The sequence below is a fragment of the Anaerolinea thermolimosa genome (assembly GCF_001050195.2).
Classification (GTDB): Bacteria; Chloroflexota; Anaerolineae; order Anaerolineales; family Anaerolineaceae; genus Anaerolinea; species Anaerolinea thermolimosa.
In genome coordinates, this window is the sequence record NZ_DF967965.1 from 927,353 (window position 1) to 947,731 (window position 20,379).

Here is a 20,379-nt window from a genome sequence, read left to right on the forward strand (position 1 = left end):
CTACCCGCACCGGCTTCCAGAACCGCTCCCGTTCCAGCTGCTCAGCGCGCTGCTGAACATCCCTCCAGATGCTCATCCGGCTCAAAGCGATCCCAAAGGCACTCAGATACCGCGAGCCACAGCGATAGCTCATCCCAAAAAGCCAGCCGATCGCGGCCAAAGCTCGCATTCTCGCTGTTTGCCGTGCCCGATCCACTCCCACCGGGTAATGCCGAAAGGTTCTCCGACAACGGCAGCAGCGATAGCGATACACCCATACTTCTCCCAGCTGCGGATCGATGACCCGCTTCCCTTCCCCTCCCCAGCGTTGAAAGGTCTCCCCACTGCAATATGGACAGCGCTGCGGTCGCTCCTGCTGGCATTCCTTGACTTCTGGAAGTTTGAGTGTGACAATAGACATGGCAAGCTCCAAGTATATGGCTGTTGAGACACCTACCATATTACTCGGAGCTTGCTCTTTTTTCAAAACCCACCGGCTTTGGGACGGATACCTTAACCCACTCCAATTGCTTTTAACGCAGCTGATAACGGATCAGAATAAAAGATTGGATCTACCTTTTCTAATAGGTCTCCAGGTACTTCCAATACTTGTCGTTTATTACTAATAGGGATTAATACTTTCTTAGCACCATTATCAACAATAACTTGTAAGGGTTCTACAAGCGAACGTAAAGGTAATATTGATCCCTGAATTGTCATCTCCCCTAAAACGACCAAGCCGCCAAGTGTTGGCTTATCTCTCAAAAGAGAATAGAGAGCAATAAAGAAAGCCACCCCACCTTGAGATCCTTCTTTGGTTTGCATCAAATCGACCATTTGGACATGAAAATCATAACTATCCATGTCGCGCTCAATTCCTAATCGATTTTTATTGGCGCGCATATAGTCAAAAGCAGTAAGGATAGAATCTTTCATCGTTCTATCTGGACTGCCTGTAATCCGTAATTTTCCCGATCCGCTCATTCTGGATACTTCAACACGAGTCAATGCTACTAGATCGTTATCAGTTAAGGACGCGGTATAGATACATCCAGGAGTTAATGGATCTTGAGCGATTAAGTTCCGCCCTCCCTCTTCAGGTACTCCCACATAATACTCTCTCATTGTTTCGCTATCAATATATGAAAAAGATGTCTGATAATATTCGAATGCCCCCATTTTTTTGAGTTGTTCTTTTACTCTTCTCCGACCCTCAAGGGCAATTTCCAGGTATTCCTGAGTTTCTTCTTTTGTTGGATCTCCACCAGGATGTAAAAGCTTAATTAGTCCGGATACTGTTCTGCGGACGGCTTTTGCATCCCTTGTGTTTAGATCTGTACCCAGTGAGAAATAACGATCAAGTACATCTGTATAATTGCGTCGGCGCAATTCGCGGAAGGCTTCAGCAAGATAATCCACAACAAATCCATAATGATCGGTCATGAATTCGTTTCTCATTTTAGGCATCTCCCATCCCGGGAGATAGTAATGAATTCGGTCGATCAAGGCCATATCTTGCATTTCTTCTGGTAATGGTTGTAGTAAAGTGGATGTCCTCACCAATACATCAACCGGCTGATTTAGGTTGCCGGCAAATACAATTGAAGCCTCTGCCACTAATTCTTCTCGTCCACGGCTAAAGCTGCCGCTTTCCATATAATCTTTAAGAATTTGAACAGCTGATTTATCATCAAACTTGATCCCGGCTACCTCATCAAAAGCGACCACATCCCACATTCCTACTAAACCGACCTTGCGAGTGCTCATATTGTAAAAAAGATTCGGAACTGTGGTTTTTCCGCCCGAAACAAGAATCGCATAGGGTGAGAGGTCCCGATACACATAACTTTTACCAGTCCCGCGTGGGCCTAGCTCAATTAAATTGTAATTTCGTTGAATCATCGGGATTAACCGAATAAGCATTAATAATTTAGTTCTTCTCTCAAATTGGCTTGGTTCAAGGCCAATCGTCCTAACCAATAAATCTAACCATTCATCTGTTGATAAATTAGATCGCCTTTCTATATAGTCTTCCAGGTTAAACGAAGCAAGTTGGATGGGATTCAATTCAGATACAAAAAATGGCCTGGCTTTTCCAGATACTTCTTCGTCTTCTCGATATTCCAATTTGACTTGTGCCCACACCCCCCCTTCTAGTAAACGATCATATTTTCTGACGATTGTGTCAGGAATATGCAAGAAGCTGTGTCCAAAATTGACCATTTCTGCCCAATATTTTGTGCCATCTAATCGAACGAGGATTTTGTCAATGAACGTCATCTCTCCTCGTTCTTTTACTCTCGATTGAGCTTTCATGGCCTCATCCGGCCGAATGATATTCTCTGAGATTATGCTATTAACTAGTCGTAATCCCGCCTCAATTGCCGTTGGATCATCAGTAGCACAATATTTTCCCAATAAGTATTCCAATACATAAACAGGGACATTTGCTCCAACTTTTACTCTCCGAACCAAATCTTTGCGTACCACTCGCCCTGCGAAGATAGAAGTTGCTTTTTGATCAAGGTTATCCATAGTCCAAATCTCCTAAAGGGAAAATGCAATTGGAATATTTTGGACCTGAGTTAGGGCGAGCCCAGTCTCTGAATTGATTAAGTCAAGATCAACGGTGACTGTTCCCGCAGGAATATCATCTATAAAAAGAGTCACCGTATTAGGAATCAATGTTGTTGATCCTTCCTCAATCTTCATCTTTACGTCTTTTGTGGTTTCATCAAGGCCATATGTGGCTGCTACAGGCATTGATAGAACATGGTTCCCGGATTTTAATTCCACACGGATTTTAGGCGGTGTTGCGAGAAGCTCAGTTGCGTTTCCATTAATAGTAACAGAGAAAAACCTTGTAGATATCTGTTTGCTACCAAGGATTACCTCCCAATGAAAAGCAGGTTCCTTGTTGGATGATAAGTAGTTTTTCCCCGGTCGAACCGATAGGATGGGAATAATTATTTCTTGAAGAGACATGCCACCATGAAAATATTGAGTTGATCCACCTGGTGCCTTAAAGCACCCCAGTCCTATTGGTGTTACAAGTTCTAAATCACCACCAATGCCAAATGCAGAAACTGGTTTGCGTAAGCACGTTGAGACATTAGCTCCTCCATGACCAATCCAAACACGGCGATGCAAGTCAACAGTATCGCCGCCGGGGGGATCCATCGGAGTGCCTACCATAAGGTTGTCTCCAGCTATGAAGCCATGATCAGATGTGATAATAACCGTTTGATAATTGACATTCAGTAAATTGCGGATACACCGGCGTAATTGGTTGAAAACATCGTCATGGATACGCCTAGCAATTTCTGGCTGACTTTCCCACAATCCGTCGATTTCGTCTGTCGCAGTAATGACGGCCAGCTTTGCATTGGCAAGGGCGTTTACAATCTTCTTATCCTTTAGCGGTGCAATTTGGTTAAGTTCCAATACAATGCTTTGTGGGTGGTTGGTTTCTATATATTTCACGCGGTCTGGTCGACCCTTGAGCATTGTTTTTAAAATCTCAACACCCAATTTCCCTGCTCCGACAGGTGAAAATGATATTCCCTTTTCTGCATCCGGCATAAGTGCTGCCATTCCCACTTCTGTGATAGTGGGTACTGTAGCTAAGGCGGGTAATACCTGACAATCCCAATCTGTTTGGATTTGTTCGAATAAATCTAAAGCCATCTCATATCGAAATGAGTCAACCAGAATATATGCGATTTTTCCACTTTCCAATGACGGTTGAACAAAATCATGGAATATATTGGCTTGTTGCACAATTTCTGGAAGGTGGAAGCTTGCTTTTTCATAACCTTCTATAAACCGTTCGGTCATTCTGTGAATCACATCAATATAACTTGATCGAGCTGATGCCAGGAGTTTTTGAAGTGAATCATGATGCTCAGTCTCGAAATCAAAACTGTGCTCATCTCTTTCCATTCTTCTAAATGTTGTATCTAATTTGCACCAAGGAGATTGTCCATCACTGGCATGAATTTGATATCCAGTATAATTTTTGACCAATTGGGATGCTGACCATTCTTGTTTCAGGGCAGTCTTAATGGCGTTGGATTGAACGAGGACTTGTCCAGCTTCTACGATCATTTGCCAATGTAATTTCAAGGTCGGGATTTGGTTCGGCCAGAATCCGTTCTGCCGCTTTCTAGCAATTTCAACCAAATCTTGAACCGGTTTTTCTATAAGTGCTTTTTCGACCAAAGACTGTAGAATGTCTTCAATTCCAGCAAAAGTATCTGCATGATCCAACATTTCGATCGTCCAGACGTGTTTTGATAAGTCAATCTCCGGTTCAAATTTATTGGCTGCTTCTATGTAACTGGCGGTGGTATCACTCCTGAGGCGCCATTGTCTTACAAGGCGAAGCACGGTTTCATAGGCTCCTTTACTCTTCGGGCCTTTGAATGTACTGAGTGAGGCAGGTAATGATTTACCCAAATGACTCGCAAACTCTGCGAATAATAAATATCTGGCTAAGGATTCGCGGACTTTACCCAATTCATCTTTTTCACTAAGTTGGATTTCCAATTCGTTTTTTAGTAAAGCGATTAGTGTTGTAATCGCATTTTTCGTTCTTATGTCTTCATCAAAATTCTTAGAGGCAAGGAATTGAAGGCAAATATCTTCTATGTTTTCACTTTTAAATATTAGAGCTAAAGCTCCAATGTGGATTTCCTTATGCCGGCTTGCTATCTCATCCAATTCTGAGAGGGATAACTGACCGTTTTCCACCTCACTAATAACTTTTGACAGGTTATTGGCAGGCAAAATTCCATTCAACGCTTGACGTGCAACGATAGCCAAGCGAGAATTTCGCTCAACAGGCTGTTCCCCTGGTTGAACAGTTACGCCGGCTGTTGTATATTCAACCAGTGCGTGATTGGAAAAATCTTCGGATGTGGGTACATAGATTAAAAGTTGGGGCGGTTCAAAAGTACCCCAAACCTGCTCTAATTCTCGCCGCAGCGCCATGAAACCTTTTTGGGGTTCGTATGAAAATAACTGCACGTTAGGAAAATTCTCTGCACGAACGAGGGCTTGATACTGCTTCTCGGGATCAAACCAAACAACAATATGGTGCTCTTGGATTTGTTGGCGAAGTGTTTGGATCAAATATTGGCTGACAAGATTTGCAGTATTACTCATGCTCTCCTCTTCCTACTACTCGTTCTAGTTTCCGATAAACCATTCTTCATGCCCATGCGCAATGGCATAGGACTTGTTCTTCTTGCAGGCCTGCTTCACCCGCTCCGGCCAGTAATGCATGGCAATGTGGCTCCAATCGTACTTCCCGGCGGCCAGCTCCTCCCAATACTTCTTCGGTTCGCTCTTCCATAACGGGATCACGCTCCATAACGGCGCCATGCGCAGGATCACCCCGTCGTCAATCCAGTCTGGCTCCGGTTCATACCCGCCGCGGGTGATGGCCTCCAGGTCTTTGGCAAACTGCGCCAACTCCTCCGCCAGCTGACGCAGCTCATCCATCTCTTTCTCGATGGGCTTGCGGGCGGCTCCCTGAGCGGTCTGCGCCTTTTTGCCAAGCTCTTCCAGGCGCAACTGCACGGCGCGCCGTTTGGTGGGCAGGTAGGGTTCCTGCTGCAGGGCGTAGAAGGTGTTGCGGTCGATCTTCTCGTGGAACAGCACGAAGCCGTAGGAGCGTTTGGACGACTGAATGGGCCAGTAGACCGGGCGTTTGCGGTATTGTTTGATATGGTGCTGGGTGAAGAAATCTTTCTCCAGGAACCTGCGCAGGTCGCCACCAGCCGCCTGCTGGATCACTTCCTGAGCCTGCGCCTGGCCGAGCATCAATTCCAACGCCTTGCTGACCAGGGTAGGCAGATCGCGGGGGTGGTTGGGGTCAAAGACGGCGATGCCGTCGGGCAGAGCCAGATTCTGAAGAGCCAGTTCCACTTCGCGGGAGAAGACGTGCCGCCCGCCATGCTCGTCGATGGTTGCGAACTGGGAGGGATCGCCGACCAATTCGTCGAATTCTTCTTCGCTGGGTTCGGGCAGCGAGCCGATGGCAAAATCCGATCGGCGGTAAACGGCAGAGCCTAGTGCGCCTGGGGTACCAGGCTGGAAACGACCGAGGAGAATGCCGATGGCGTAGGAGAGCCAGTCGCTCGCTATATCCTCTTGATTGATAATAATAGGTTGTGCTGTTTCTTCTTCATCTTCACCCATTAAGCCATCATTTTCTGTTGCTTTTACCAACCCTCCTCCAGCAAGATCAGTCTCGATGAAAGCTTGATCCTCCTGGTCAATTTCAAATAATTGGTAGACCTCTTGGTTGATTTGTTTTTCTAACTCCATTAATTTTTGTCGAATAATGGTTACTTCGCTCGATCCATTGTGCCATGAAAGAGGAATATCGAAATCAATAGAGACCTCCTTTTTGGTTTCGAACCACCTAGCAAGCCAAATACTAAAATTGGAAGGTTTTGACAAACAATCTGGTGAAGATCCTTCGAGATTCGGCCACGGCAATAAACTGAGTTGCCCGATCTCAAAACCCATCGTTGGGCTAATCAAAGACAACAGTCCTGAAATCGCTACCGAGTTTAGGATTGCTAGCGCTTTACTGATTGAGGTACCACCCGGAAAGTAAATACCAGGTCCTTTGTGGGTTATTATCCAACCTGGCGGAATAATTCGAAATCCTGCACCTTTTGAACTTATAAGACTCCATGAAATTCCTTCACGAAAATAATATACCGTGTTCCTAATCACTGAAGCAGTAAAATTCTTTAATTCATACCCGTTATTTAACCAATTTATGACATACTCTTGATTTCCATACCACTTTCTATAACTACCACCCTTTGTGCATGGAAACCATTTATATGATAATTGCTTAGCATCGTTTTCATTTCTACATGAAAAAACAATCTTATTGAATCCAATTTCCCACCAATATCTTAAGAAACGCATATTATCAGCTGTTGCCAACCCTTGTTTAGGTTCAGCTACTTCTGATAGTGATTGGTAACTTGAAAATATCTGCTGAACCTTTTTGCTGACCCAATACACCCAAGGGCTCCCAGGAATCGCTCCAAAATCAGCCTGGCGCAAGCGGTATACCTGGTTTGGCAACTTCGTCTCGCTCATGAAACCTCTCCCCCTAACTTAGCGGGCATTGATCACCGCCTGCAGTTCTTTCATTCTTTTGTCCACAATTTCATCCAGCGCCAGACAGATATTCTCTATTGTATCCACGGATTGTTTCGCCCAGGCAAAGGTGATCTCCTGTTGATTGCCTTGAGGATTGGCTTGATCGTGATCCGCCCGGTGAACGATATCATTTCTACGCTTGACCGTCTCATTCACGATGGTCATCAATTCTTTCTTGTCGCGGTTCAGTTGTTTTGAGATCATCTCCCAAGGTTTTTCGATCCCCAAAAACCGAGCAGTAACGTGAATCCCTTTATGCGTGCTAAGATACGAAAAATTCGTTAAATTCAAAATTTTATTTGCGATGTATTCTGCTGCATTTGGATCTTCGCTTAGACGTAATACTTCATCCAAAGAAAAAGTTAAATTGGATAGATACTCTTTCACCGTTTCATCTTCACTCGAGACAAAACCACGACCCTGTGCTTTGATGACAATTGGCAGGTTTGCTCGCAACAGAGCCGGAAGATAGGTATCCAATCCTGTACATGCGGCGACAACAGCCTGTCTTAATAGGTGAGCCAGGGTTCCCCGCCTCAATGAGGCGCGCGGAATTTCTGCTCCTTGGCGAACAAGGCCCAGAAAGATTTCGTTGTACACGAGCAAGAGTTCTTCATCTGTATTGGCTTGTACTACCCCGCGCAGGATTTCGACCAGATCGCCTTCAGAGACAATGTTGTCATTTGTATCCAGCAAGGAATATACCTGCAGCAATAATTTTGCCGGACGGATATTCTCTTTAAAGGTCTGAATAGGACTGGGCATGCTGATTACTCCAGGATGACCTTCACACCGGCATCAATCCGTTCCATCAGGGCTTCGCGCAGCTGCTCGAGCGCTTCTTCCACTTCTTCACGTGTATTCAGCGCTTGAAACGTGTTCAGGATGGCGGATAGCTTCACCCGCTCCACTTTTTCTTCCGGTTTGAGGATTTCCTGAATTTTTCGCATCACTGCGTTTTTTAGCCCGTTTGCCGCGGCAATATCCGATTCCATCTGCGGGATGGTGGCGTGACACTGCTCGCATACCAATTTACCGGCTGGCAGTGCAAACGAACCATCCTCTATGCCGCCATCACAGTACCGGCTTGTTAACGGAGCAAGGATCGCCGCTTGATGATCAGGCTGCAAGGCAACCCAATCAGAAGAACCTTTCACCTGGTCAATTGCTTCACGAAAGACTTGCGCTCGTTCCTGGTGGATGGTTGAATACGTTTGGGCGTAATGGTTTTCAATGGTTTGGATCGCCTGATCCACCTCGACCGTCCTTTGATAGTACGACCCATCGGTCAAACGAGCATCCAGCAAATCCTTCGCTTCAGCTACTCCTGCATCCACACCCCGTTCTATCAGGAGCCCAGCCATTTGCGTGGCAGCCATTCTGGCTCGCTGCAAGCGTTTTATGCCAGCCGGTTCGGTTGCTCCGCGAATACCCTGGACATGTGAGCGCAGTTTCTTGAATGATTCGCCTTCACCTTCCAGCATGTTCACCAAATCATCGGATGCTCCCTGCAGAATCGCCTTCAAAGTACTCTGATATTCTTCCAAAATGTCGAGAACGGGAATGGCATTGGCTCTGGCAACGGCATCCACTGGCAAAAGGGCGTTCAGTTCTGCCTGAGCTAATTTCTGGAAAGCCTGAGCAATAGCCGCTTCATCCACGTCCACTTCTTCCCCAGTGATCTCCTCATAGCGTTTGGCGGCATTCACCAGGGTTTTGAGGTCAGGAGCTTTACGAGGAGCGAAGGATGCTGATCGGAAGGTATTTGTGGATGCGAACACGGATCTCACCTGGGGATCCAGGTGATTGCGGAATCGGCGGCCCTGATACGTTACTTCGATCACGCCAGCGCGTAACAATGCCGCCAGTACGATCCATAAAACTTCACGCGACCAACCGTATCCCAATCCACCAAAATGATCCTCCAGGATACGCCCGGTCACTTTGTTGCCGTAGCTGTGTTCCTGCTGCAAATACCCCATCACTTCAAGGGCAATCTCTGCTTGAGTATGGATGACGGTCTTGCCGCCCTCGGTGATCACTAGCTTCAGTCCGTCCTGACCAGAATAAAAGACCTTTGATAAACCATTCAGGTTGACCGCCTTGAGGATTTCATCGGCTTCCGTTCCCTTTACCGGAACGCTGCCCATCTTTAATTTATCGTATAGTTTCGGAACGGCATAATCCAGCATACTTTTCAGAATTTCAGGCAGGCTGGTGCCCATATCTGGTCCATTCTTGGAAACCCCATTAAAAAACCCGGTTCCTTGCTGGAGCGCTTCAAGCAGCAGGCGCTTCAACCGTTCCTCATGCCGGCCGGCCTCTAACTTTTCGCTGGCCAGGCTGCTGGAATCATCGGCGTTCAGCTTCCCTTGTGCTCGAAGCTGGTCATATTTTGCCACCATCTGGCGTGACCGTGAAAGCTCCACAACCCGATCGTCAATCTCATCGGATAAAGCAGCGACCCAAAACACCTGGCGGGGTTTCTCGCGGCTTTCATTTCGAACGAGTTCCAAATTCGCCGAAAGGCTTTTGGGTTCATCTATAAGTCTAAGCTCTATCGGGATCTCGCCCTGAGCAATACTGCGCCCTTCCCAGCCAATATCGAGCTTGAAAGTACGTTTCTCCATCGTATAACGGCTGAGGCTTGGCTCGCTAAAGCTCGCCCTCAGCATATCTTCGATGATATCGCGACGCTCCTTCGGGGTAGGGCTGATGCTGTTGCGTTCCACCGTCCAGTTCTTTTCTTGATCCGTCAGCAGCTTCCAGCCGTCCTCGGTCTGGCGAATGAACTGCTTCTCATGCAGCAGCCCAATCGCCCGTTCAACCTCGGGCAAGCAGCTTCCGGCATCCACCGCATTGAAGAGTAAAGCCGCAAGGTTTTTCTCTGTACGCGGCACAGTGCGGACAAACTCCAATAAAGCAATTGCCTTAGCCACTTTGAGGGGCCAGACATCATTGGGCCACATGACTGCAATATCACGGATATCATCCTTGCGCTGCGTCGGCAAGTTTTCGCCGATCAAGTCAAAAATCCGGTCAATGGATACCAGGCTGCCGACGGGCGCATCCGCCAAAGCCGTGCGTTCGCTGACCAGCATTTCATAGACCTGTTTGATGATTGTGCGATTACTGCCGCCAATGTGTCGCGGCGCCCCGGCCTGCAATCGCATGCCGGATACGATATCAATGGATAGCTCGATGAAGTGGGGCAGGTAGGGGTAGAACTGGATAAAATCCTGTTCACTGAAATCAAAACTGATCTGCGAACGCTCCAGGGATGTGTGTGCTTTGATTTGGCTATGATAATCCTGATACATTTTGCGAAGTATAGGTTCGGCTTCTGCCTTTTTGCTCAATACACGCCTGGTAGCTACTTCACGGATGTCAGACGGAGCCATATCCACGCGATAGCGAAACCGATCCTGTAGTTTCGCAAGCTGCACCCGTTTGTCATCAATGGCAGCGACAACCTCATCTAATTTCTCTTGTGAGGTGACAATGATCCAAACCGGTGCAACAGCCTTATTAGCCAGAACACGATTCTTACCTTCTTTACCATATTGCTCAACCACAGCGCGTAAGTTCTCAATTTTTTCACCGCTGCGCGCCACGTACTGCCCTACCTCATCGATGACGAATACGATGGCTTTACCAGGACTGCGGCGGGCAGAAAGCTCAAACGTCCGATCCACCAGGGTATTAATCGTGATGTCCGCATTTGGATTAAAAGACATCGCCCAGGAATCGGGAGCGGGATAGGTCTTTGGATCCAATTGATTCATCACAGCACTGGTGCGCAGCACTTTTTGAGCGCCTTTACGAACCATTTGCCAGACTGCATAATCCGCGGCATTGACGCCCGCCAATGTTACTGGAATGGTGGTTCCACCCGCGTCGCTTACATTGACTTGATCGCGGTAAAGCTCAGCGCATATTTTGACGAATTTGCCTAACCGTTTTTCTGCTTCCAACTCAATTTCCAGGTTAGCGATGTCGAAATCCTGGGCATAATCCAGCTCACGCAATAAAACGGTATACATGATCTCGGCAATCGTTTCGGTCGAGCGCCGGACTGCGCGATCCACCTGGACATCAAACAAGATCGTTTGAGTAGGTATCCTTACGGTGATGTAGTTGATGAGGTCGCGCAGTTTCTTTGTAGAATCTTCACCGGGAGCCTGCTGCTCCAATTGCTGCAGGAAGATCTGGCTGGCCGGCGTTCCGTTCAATGAGCGATTTGAGAGGATATAACCCAGGTTTTTCGCAAATGAGCTTTTACCAGAGCCAAAGAAACCCGAGACCCATACCCCAATCGCTTCACTTGGATCGCCCGGACCCTCTGAAATTGGTTTCAAAACCTCGATGTATTGTTCACGGATGCGTTTGGTGGTGATATATTCAGTCAGCTCCGTATACACCGTCTGTTCATCGCGCTGGTCTAGCTTGATGACTTCTTCGATGGGGCGGGAAAGATCACGAGAGAGAAGATTTCGAATGGTCTGCATGCTCATTACTCCTGGATTCCGGATACATTTTGATAAGCGGCTTTCAGCATTTCACCCAATTCCGTTATATCTATCGCGCTTCCGGGAATGGGACGAAATATCGAATTCTTAAAAGTAGCGTCGTACTTATGATATTTCCAAACTTGCCCATGGAAAGTCTCTGATATTTCAGGCGGGATCTTCATGTGAATAGACCAAGTTTTGGTGCTTTCCCATGAGACATCGAAAACCACCTTATTTCCGAGTTTAAAGCCGGTGTAAAATTTATTGAGGTTAAAAGGAAGATCCCAACCTTGCTCCTTAACAAATTCCGCTAACTGGGTGACCACCTTCTGGAACTCTTGGGTGGGTTCCTTACCATGTTCAGATTCGTAGTAATCCCAGGTCCAGTCACCCATCACTTTTGTCGTCGTCGGCTTCGCTGGGGGCATATCCGCAAGAGTTTCTACCATAACGAATTCGTCATCGTCCTGGCAAAAACGCCTGATCTGAACCAGGTCAAGAGGATAGTTAATTTTGCTGGATAATTTCAGTACGCTAGATTTGAAGGATGGCGCAATCACAACAATCCGAACTTCTAACGCATCCCACTCAATCTTGATATCCTCGGGGCGACTTTTAGCCTCCAACCAAATTGCTTTGATCGAATCAGGATTCGTCTCAGCCCACATGGCATAAGTGAGAACTTGCGGAAGGATTTCTTCACCCACCTCTACGTTCTTCATTTCTATGATGCAGATACGGGAGTCTTGATCTACACCCAACATATCCGGAATGCCCTGTTTATTCCCTGTTTGGATCTGGCGATAAAGTATAAAAATATCTGGGAGTAAATCTTGGTTTCGAAAAATATAAGATTCAAACTCTTTTTCGTTCTGAAACGGCTTCAGCAGTAGATTACGGGTTTGGTCTTTCGACTTCCAATACAGATTCAACATTTCATCCTCCCTCATACCATTCTTCATGCCCATGCGCAATGGCATAGGACTTGTTCTTCTTGCAGGCCTGCTTCACCCGCTCCGGCCAGTAATGCATGGCGATGTGGCTCCAATCATATTTCCCGGCGGCCAGCTCCTCCCAATACTTCTTCGGTTCGCTCTTCCATAACGGGATCACGCTCCATAACGGCGCCATGCGCAGGATCACCCCGTCGTCGATCCAGTCTGGCTCCGGTTCATACCCACCGCGGGTGATGGCCTCCAGGTCTTTGGCAAACTGCGCCAGTTCCTCAGCCAGTTGACGCAGCTCATCCATCTCTTTCTCGATGGGCTTGCGGGCGGCTCCCTGCACAGTCAGCACCTTTTTGCCAAGTTCTTCCAGGCGCAGCTGCACGGCGCGCCGTTTGGTGGGCAGGTAGGGTTCCTGCTGCAGGGCGTAGAAGGTGTTACGGTCAATCTTCTCGTGGAACAGCACGAAGCCGTAGGAGCGTTTGGCAGATTGGATCGGCCAGTACACCGGACGTTTGCGGTACTGCTTGATGTGGTGCTGGGTGAAGAAATCTTTCTCCAGGTATTTACGCAGGTCGCCCCCGGCAGCCTGCTGGATGACTTCCTGGGCTTGCGCCTGGCCGAGCATCAATTCCAACGCTTTGCTGACCAGGGTAGGCAGGTCACGGGGGTGGTTGGGGTCGAAGACGGTGATGCCATCCGGCACGGCGAGGGCTTGCAGGGCGGCTTCCACCTCGCGGGAGAAGATGTGCCGCCCGCCTTGCTCGTCGATGGTTGCGAACTGGGAAGGCTCACCCACCAGTTCGTTGAATTCTTCTTCGCTGGGTTCGGGCAGCGAGCCGATGGCAAAATCGGTACGGCGGTAGATGGCAGAGCCTAGTGCACCCGAGGTGCCAGGCTGGAAACGACCTAAAATGATGCCGATGGCGTAGGAGAGCCAATCCAAAGCCCTGCCCCCATTGTCTTCGCCCTCAGTAAGATCTCCCTCCTCCTCCTCCGCTTTAACGCTTTCGCCTTCCTCAGGCATATTGTGTATAACGGCAAGTTCGCTTTCAATCGCCTGGCGGTCTTCCGCGCCAAGATCGTACAGTTCATAGACCAGATGATTGATCTTTTCCTCGAGTTCCGCCAGACGCTGGGAGGAAAGCCTGCACAGATCATTTCCGTATTGCCACGAAAACGGTGCGATAAAGTCAAAGGTTGTTTCACTGTGCATGGATTCCGCTTGTTGCAGGTGGATGCACTGTGGAACCAGTTGGTCAAAGCTACTTCTGCTGGTTGCATCCGGCACATGGAAAGGTACCCGCGCTATGTCGCCAATTTGGAAATTTATTGTTGGATTGAGAAGCCTCAAGGCATAATTCATCCAAGGTGAATTCATCACCGCCATGACCGAAAATAACAGTTCTTTATCTGGAAATCCGCAGGATCCACCCACATCAAATATAAACCCGGGTGGCAGGTAGCGCACTCCAAACCTTGTGGTACTAACCAGTGACCAGGTGATGCCTTCGCGGAAATAATAATTTACATTCTGCGGTCTTGAGGCTAATCTGCCATTGGGGGCATAAAAATTTTTAATTTCCTTACCGTCATTTTTCCAATTAACAACAAACCATTGATTTCCGAACCATTTATTGAGACCACCACCCTTCATGTAAGGGATAAATGAGTTAATTTGGGATAATTTCTCGGGTTTTTCATCGATTTGGTTTTCTAAAGGCATTTCCCAAAAATATCTCAGGAATCGAAAATTTTCACCTGTGGCTAAACCCTGTCTTGGCTTAACATAAAATTCCAAAGATACGGACTTTAAAAAAACACCTCTAATCTCACGACTTACCCAATACACCCACGGGCTACCAGGAATCGCTCGAAACTCACTCTGGCGAAGTGTAAACACATTGGGAGATAAATTCGAATTGCTCATGAAACTATCCCTCTCTGCTGCGCAATACTTCTGCGTGCCTGGCTTAGGTTAGGCCCATTTCCTGCCTTTTCCCAAACAGCCTGTTCGTAAGACTCGCTCAGCGTTGTTATCACTCCGGATTCAAGATTGTCTGCCAGGTATTGGATGCCGTCCATCATGTTCGCATAAGTCTCTGACGTAAGGCTGTCAATCGCAGCTTGCGCCAGAAGTTCGGCTTTCTCTTCTTGTGTGCGTCCCGCTTCAAGAATCTCGGTAAAGTTGGGTTTGAGCGCGGTGTAATAAATCACTGAAAGTCCAAATTGATTCTGCATGCTTTCAATCACCAGAACGTCTCGTTTCTGACGCTGCGCCTGATCATCATAAATAACTGTCAGGTTACCTTCTCGATGGATTTCACGGCGATAAAGAAAGTTCTGCGCCTTCTTCTTTCGGGTGTATTCCTTCAAGACATAGACGACTGCTTTCACTGGAACACCGCGACCCTTTGGCACAGGTGCCAGGGTTGGCGCGCCAGCCCGGCTCCGGCTGCGCCGGGCATATTCCACCGGGAAAGAAGTCAACACATCCGGAATCACATGATCCACAACAGTTTCAATCTCGTGTCCTGGGTAGGTGATGAGGGAGCCGTAGGCGAGAATGCCGATCATTGCTCAAATTCCGGTAAGCCGCAGATGTAGTTCATTTTATTTCTAAAATTGGGCCTCAATTCTTCACGGCTGTCATTTGCACGAAGATGACTGCAATACGTATTAAGTTCGTCCGCAAGGACTTTCACAAATTGCTTACGGTAGACGGTCAAAGCGCCGCCTGTTTGTCTGAAGAGATTTTCTCCATCTCTTAGCTTGATTTTTGATTTTCCGCCCGTTTCACACGCATGTAATAAACCGCAGCGAATATCTTGATAAAAGATTCGTGCTTGTTGGTCATTGAAGTACCGACTCAGGACAAATGATTTTGAAGTCAGGAATTGTGAAAAAAAGTCTGAATTGTTCATGGGGTGGCCGCATGGAAACCTGGCGTCGTTACTATTTTCCAGCCCATCATAGAATTGGGCTAATGTCTCAATCAACATACAGGATAGGGCCATCACAGAAAAGCCAGAAAATTTCCCATTCGAATCGATCTCTCTACTGACATTCATATACCTGAAATTTATCCGATCTTCGAAGATACAGACTGCTTTATCCCAATCTTCTTGGGTCGCAAATGCGATATTCTGCCAATTTTGAACGGCCCATTTTCCCCCGTCACTTGAAGGAGCAGTGATCAAATTTGGATTTAAAGATCGTCTTTCTCTGGGCATTCTGTCCTCAAATCTCAATGGCTGCTCAGAACTTGTTTGAGTTCTGACAATGCTTTTTCAAAAGCAACGCGCTTCGACTCTGCGTCTGGCTCATGCACCAGGCGGAAGTAAATCCCTTCCGATTCTTCTCGTTTACGTGTGTCCGGCTCGCGGCGCAAAACAAAAGCTGCTGTTTGTAATGTTCCCGGGTTTCCCGTAGCAAAGAGTCCTGGTCCGAAATGTGCCAATGTCTTAATTGCAGCCCGACTGGTGATATATTCCCGCAACGATTCGTAAGAAGAGATAAACATAAAGGAATGCATCGTCAACATGCCAACCCAACCATCATCTTTTACCAACTCCAAAGCGCGCATAATGAAAGCGGCATAAAGATCGCCTTTGCCTTCTGGATACTGGTCATCTAACAGCTTTGCAAGGGTATCATTCATTTTACGTCTTGAAAGATATGGGGGATTTGTGACCACAACATCATATTGTCGTAGCATCATGTCTAGGAACCGAAAGCCTTTGCTTACTTCTTGAGTAAAGAATCTCACATTCACACCGTGGTTTGCTGATTCCTTATAAAAAAAATCAAGAGCTTGAATAAGTTGATTTTCAAGATATCCCCAATATTCTGTTTCCGTTGCATCATCATCCATTTCTGGGAACAAGCTTGGAGCAGGTAAGCCTGGAAGAAGATGGGCTTGACGATATCGGTCATGTTTTTGTCGTTCACTTTCAACCAACTCGTGGATATCTCGTTCAATTCTGAGGAGAGATCCAAGTTGATTGATATCTTCTAGTTGCTCCTTAATACGGCGAAGCATCTTCTCAAAAATTGGATTGGAGAACTTCATTTCTATGATGAATCTGCCAAGATCAGCAGAACTAAAAGGTAATACATCAGCACAAGATAAGTTGTGATCTTTAATCTGTGCGTTTTTACTCATCCGTTTTGCCCGTAGATACAAAGCCAATGCTGAAAGCTGCACAGCCCGAAGATCAATATCAATTCCATAAATATTATTCTTTATAATCGCTTCTGGAATTTCATCTTCAGTGGATACTGAAGGTTGTTTTGGCCAACCCGGTTTTCCAATGTTGGCTAATTCTTCCTTGTACATTGCAGCAAATATGTCAAAGGCTACTAAACCGAAATGCATACTACCGCACGCTGGGTCAAGCAGTGTAATTTCTTTGGCTAATCGTAGGGGTTGAGTGTCAGATTCACCCGGCAAATTGATAAAATATTCCAATTTTGTTGACAATTGCGAATCGGGATGGATCTGTATCCACAATTGTCCTAGTGTATTTTCAACGAGATAGTGGACCACCCAATCCAAAGTAAAAAGTTGGGTTGCAGCTGGTATATCGCCGGCTTCGAATTTTTGGCCGGATAGCCGTACGGCAGCAAATGCAGCCTGCAGTTCAGGTTCATTGAAGTATTGATATATCCAGCCAATTGTTTCCTCGACTTGCCACGCTGGAGCTAAAATCTCATCATTCAACATGGAAAGAAAATTCGTCAAGGATGTTGGCCGAGGAAATAATTGAGAAGGTAAGGTTTCAACATCAAATAAAACAGCTATTTCACCCGCTACCTGACTAGATTGCCACGTAAGAAAATGTCGGTAAGCCGTATCTACTTTTCCTTGGTCATATAAAGTTTTTTCTTCAGGGTGATCTGCTAAATAAAATTTAAACCCATTTGATTGGTGTCCCCGACGCACCGTCTCGCGAATCAGCTTTCGCTCTTCCATCATCTTGAAGGCCACTAATCGATTCAGGTGGGTAAAAGCGATTTCTTTCACCAATTTATCCACTGCTTCTTTGCGCTTCAAGCCTGCACTTACTTCATCATCCAGAAAGCGTATTAATTGGCCATAGATCTCACGGGTTTCAGGATCTTTGAGAGTTGGGAGGTTTTCCGGTTTTTCCAGGCTTCCATCAGAATGCAGCCCATAAACCCCTTCCAGCAAGTCGCGCGCTTCTCGGGTCAGAAGCTCGCGGCCTTTTAGGGCAAAATCATGAATAGCATTACGAGTGGACTCAGGTAAGTATTGTTCTGTGAAAGCCATCATTCCTCTCCTCAACTAGGCGACATAGATCTTGGTGTGATAGCTGCCGCGCGGTTCCAGATCGGCTAATCCCATGAAGCGCAAACCCTCACTCTCCCCAGATGTAGCCGGCATGAATAAGACACAGGACACTGAAGTCCGGCCTTTCATCTTGTCCAGAAGCGTAGAGACACGATACATTTCCGGAGCAAGGGCTCCAGCGCGCCATAGAAACACCAGGTCTTTTTTGGGATCCAAATGGTTAAGACGTTCAGCTAATAAATCAGGCAAAGGGCGCCAATCAGGATCAGAAAGATACTCGTAAACTTGCGATTGCGCGGTTGGGAAACCACTGCTTCTTTCAAGAGCAGTTATGGCATCCATTCCCTCGGTCTCATCTATTGATTGCCAAACCAGCTCTGCTAATGAGATCAAAGTTACTTGCCAGTTTTTGTCTTTCTCTAGACGGGTTTTGAGAAGCTGCATTTCATGTCTCATTTCCCATTCCTGTTGGGGAGGATAGCAAAAGACAGCAAATGGCAAGTCATTGTAAATATAATGACGCGGTGGGCGAGAGCGTAAGTCGATTTCCAGGTTACGAACGAGATCTTTCAATGATGGCATTGGTCAACTCCATAAAATCCTGAAATGGAAATTCCAACCGGATTACTGCTCCAGCAGCAAAATACTCGCATAATCTTTGTTGGTGAGCCTCAATCAGGTGTTCTTCTACCTCATTCGGTTTTAAATTAAATAATCCCCAATCTGGTGAATGTAAAACACGATCTCCAGATCCGTTCCTTTTCAATAGATCAAAAGCAATGAAAGCAAAGGGCTCAATAGGGAGCATCACAGGGATCAGATATTTTTGGGTAGCCCCTTCGAGGATTCCAAAATCACGTAGGCTGGCCAATGCATGTTGAGCGACATGCAAGAGAGTGTCTTCTCCCCATGCAGTGGTTGTTTTGCCCTCTGAAGACCAATCTCTTAGCTTTCTAATAACATGATCCAGGTGTATATCTGAGAAGCCGGCTTGCCGGCGGGGATTGACAACCTGAAGAACAATATCTTTTAATGTCTCGTCGTTTTGCGCAGAATAATAATAAAAAAGGGAGTCAATCCATTTGGTCGGAACCTTGGCCTGAACCAACGTCACCAATGCATTTCCAATTTGCGGATCTTCGAAATACCGCTGTTTAAAAATACGAAGGATATCTTCTACGCGAGAGCGTGAAGCTTTTCCAAAGATATTATTTTGACGAGCATTGTTTAAATTTGTATTTACGTCTACTGATAGATCCCAAGATGCCATTAAAGCTTTGGTATCTGGTAAAAGAGCTGTTGCTTTAATTAAGCGACTAGAATAAGTCATATGTTCATTCACTCTTCATGTTCAAAAATGATTAAATCGCCGACTTGGCAAGAGAAATATTCGCATAAAGCTTTAATAACAGGAGCATCATAACGGGTTACTTGATTATTAGCCCAGGCGTTTAGTGTAGACCAAGCGATACCAGTTTCTCTAGCCACTTCTTTCAGGGCAATATTTCGTTGCTCACGAGTAGCTTTTTGCGCTAGCAGGATACGAAAACGGTTTGAAATTTTTTCGGTCATTTCCGCCTCAGCCAATGAGTTGGGGGTCGTTATCATCTTATATCAGCCTGAAAAATTTGTCAATCAAATTAACTGACTAGTCAGAATTTCGCAATCATTACTCAAGATTATTAGATAAGAGTATTAATTAAAGGGAGGGTAATACTCATTGGAGAATTCCTTCAAAAAACGATGGTTACATAATTCGTTACCAGGTATTAAAAAAATAACCAGCGAAAATTAATGCTGGTTTTTTCTCACGCAATGAGATTTCGTTGTAAGTTTCTAGCTGTTGGGCTTATCAAATCCCCATTTTTTACAAGCTTCCAAAAGAATAGACATAGCTTCCTCTGAAGTATCTTTAACACCTTTTTTACTCATTGAGCTTCCCAGAGTGCATGCACAATTTTTCCCCGGTTCTCACCAGTGATATGTGCGAAGGATTTGTAGATTTCTAGTAATTGAGGTTCAGGTTTCGGAAGATCTAATACTTCGTAAACATCAGTTCCGAAAATCCCGGCAATGCTTAACACTTCAGGCTCTTCAGGTAAAAACTCGCCGTGCAACCAACCTAACACCTTGGAAGGTGGATAGCCTAATAGATCAGAAAAGGCAATGAAATCTTCCTCACCCGCCTGGGATCGGCTCCATCGTTTGTACGCTCTGTTAAACCAGGCCGGAAAGTTGGACATGTGGCTTTACTTTTCAAGGATTACGATGTGGAATATGAAAAATATGTTCGCCTCTAATCCATATAATATTTTCTTCGATCTGACAACAAATCCCCCTTCATGTGTCTGTCCTAAAAATGGTGGGCGACTTTTGAAACCCCACATATGGGGGCAAATCTGCCTGATTTACAACTTTTTATCACCATATGTGGCAAGCA

At 46.3% G+C, this 20,379-nt stretch carries 14 protein-coding genes and 1 pseudogene; all 15 read right to left on the minus strand.

The features are described from left to right. Positions 1 to 400, minus strand: a pseudogene (locus tag ATHL_RS04260) (IS66 family transposase); the annotation flags it as partial. 92 nt (positions 401 to 492) lie between these two features. Continuing rightward, positions 493 to 2,514 (minus strand): protease Lon-related BREX system protein BrxL, encoded by a 2,022-nt coding sequence (gene brxL / locus ATHL_RS04265; RefSeq protein ID WP_062190140.1) that lies wholly within the window; start codon positions 2,512 to 2,514, stop codon positions 493 to 495. 12 nt (positions 2,515 to 2,526) lie between these two features. Next, positions 2,527 to 5,145, minus strand: a complete 2,619-nt coding sequence (locus tag ATHL_RS04270; protein ID WP_062190142.1) for a PglZ domain-containing protein — start codon at positions 5,143 to 5,145, stop codon at positions 2,527 to 2,529. 24 nt (positions 5,146 to 5,169) lie between these two features. Continuing rightward, complete coding sequence (locus tag ATHL_RS04275; protein ID WP_162787568.1) at positions 5,170 to 7,107, minus strand: BREX-1 system adenine-specific DNA-methyltransferase PglX; 1,938 nt, start codon at positions 7,105 to 7,107, stop codon at positions 5,170 to 5,172. 18 nt (positions 7,108 to 7,125) lie between these two features. Then, positions 7,126 to 7,935 (minus strand): HEPN domain-containing protein, encoded by an 810-nt coding sequence (locus ATHL_RS04280; RefSeq protein ID WP_062190146.1) that lies wholly within the window; start codon positions 7,933 to 7,935, stop codon positions 7,126 to 7,128. Between the two features lie 5 nt (positions 7,936 to 7,940). Continuing rightward, a complete protein-coding gene (gene brxC / locus ATHL_RS04285; protein ID WP_062190148.1) occupies positions 7,941 to 11,678 on the minus strand; it encodes a BREX system P-loop protein BrxC in 3,738 nt (1,245 codons plus the stop codon). A 5-nt stretch (positions 11,679 to 11,683) separates the two neighbouring features. Then, on the minus strand, positions 11,684 to 12,616 hold the full coding sequence (locus ATHL_RS04290; protein ID WP_062190150.1) for a PDDEXK family nuclease: 933 nt from the start codon (positions 12,614 to 12,616) through the stop codon (positions 11,684 to 11,686). A gap of 1 nt (position 12,617) precedes the next feature. Further along, positions 12,618 to 14,555, minus strand: coding sequence for a BREX-1 system adenine-specific DNA-methyltransferase PglX (locus ATHL_RS04295; protein ID WP_162787569.1), 1,938 nt, complete (start codon positions 14,553 to 14,555; stop codon positions 12,618 to 12,620). Next, on the minus strand, positions 14,552 to 15,202 hold the full coding sequence (locus tag ATHL_RS04300) for a hypothetical protein (protein WP_062190154.1): 651 nt from the start codon (positions 15,200 to 15,202) through the stop codon (positions 14,552 to 14,554). The genes ATHL_RS04295 and ATHL_RS04300 overlap by 4 nt, the downstream gene beginning before the upstream one ends. Then, positions 15,199 to 15,858 (minus strand): hypothetical protein, encoded by a 660-nt coding sequence (locus ATHL_RS04305; protein WP_062190155.1) that lies wholly within the window; start codon positions 15,856 to 15,858, stop codon positions 15,199 to 15,201. The genes ATHL_RS04300 and ATHL_RS04305 overlap by 4 nt, the downstream gene beginning before the upstream one ends. A 14-nt stretch (positions 15,859 to 15,872) precedes the next feature. Beyond that, positions 15,873 to 17,921: an Eco57I restriction-modification methylase domain-containing protein gene (locus ATHL_RS04310; RefSeq protein WP_084001171.1), complete on the minus strand. Its 2,049-nt coding sequence runs from the start codon at positions 17,919 to 17,921 to the stop codon at positions 15,873 to 15,875. A gap of 12 nt (positions 17,922 to 17,933) precedes the next feature. Further along, positions 17,934 to 18,521 carry a BREX protein BrxB domain-containing protein gene (locus ATHL_RS04315; protein ID WP_062190159.1) on the minus strand — a complete coding sequence of 196 codons (588 nt, stop codon included), beginning with the start codon at positions 18,519 to 18,521 and terminating at the stop codon, positions 17,934 to 17,936. Further along, the gene (locus ATHL_RS04320; RefSeq protein ID WP_062190161.1) at positions 18,493 to 19,269 is read right to left on the minus strand and encodes a BrxA family protein; all 777 of its coding nucleotides are present in this window, start codon (positions 19,267 to 19,269) and stop codon (positions 18,493 to 18,495) included. Before ATHL_RS04320 ends, ATHL_RS04315 begins: the two co-directional genes overlap by 29 nt. Before the next feature lie 8 nt (positions 19,270 to 19,277). After that, positions 19,278 to 19,511 carry a helix-turn-helix domain-containing protein gene (locus ATHL_RS04325; protein WP_062190163.1) on the minus strand — a complete coding sequence of 78 codons (234 nt, stop codon included), beginning with the start codon at positions 19,509 to 19,511 and terminating at the stop codon, positions 19,278 to 19,280. Positions 19,512 to 19,867: 356 nt separating this feature from the next. Continuing rightward, positions 19,868 to 20,182, minus strand: coding sequence for a transcriptional regulator (locus ATHL_RS04330; protein ID WP_062190165.1), 315 nt, complete (start codon positions 20,180 to 20,182; stop codon positions 19,868 to 19,870). Between the last annotated feature and the right edge of the window lie 197 nt (positions 20,183 to 20,379).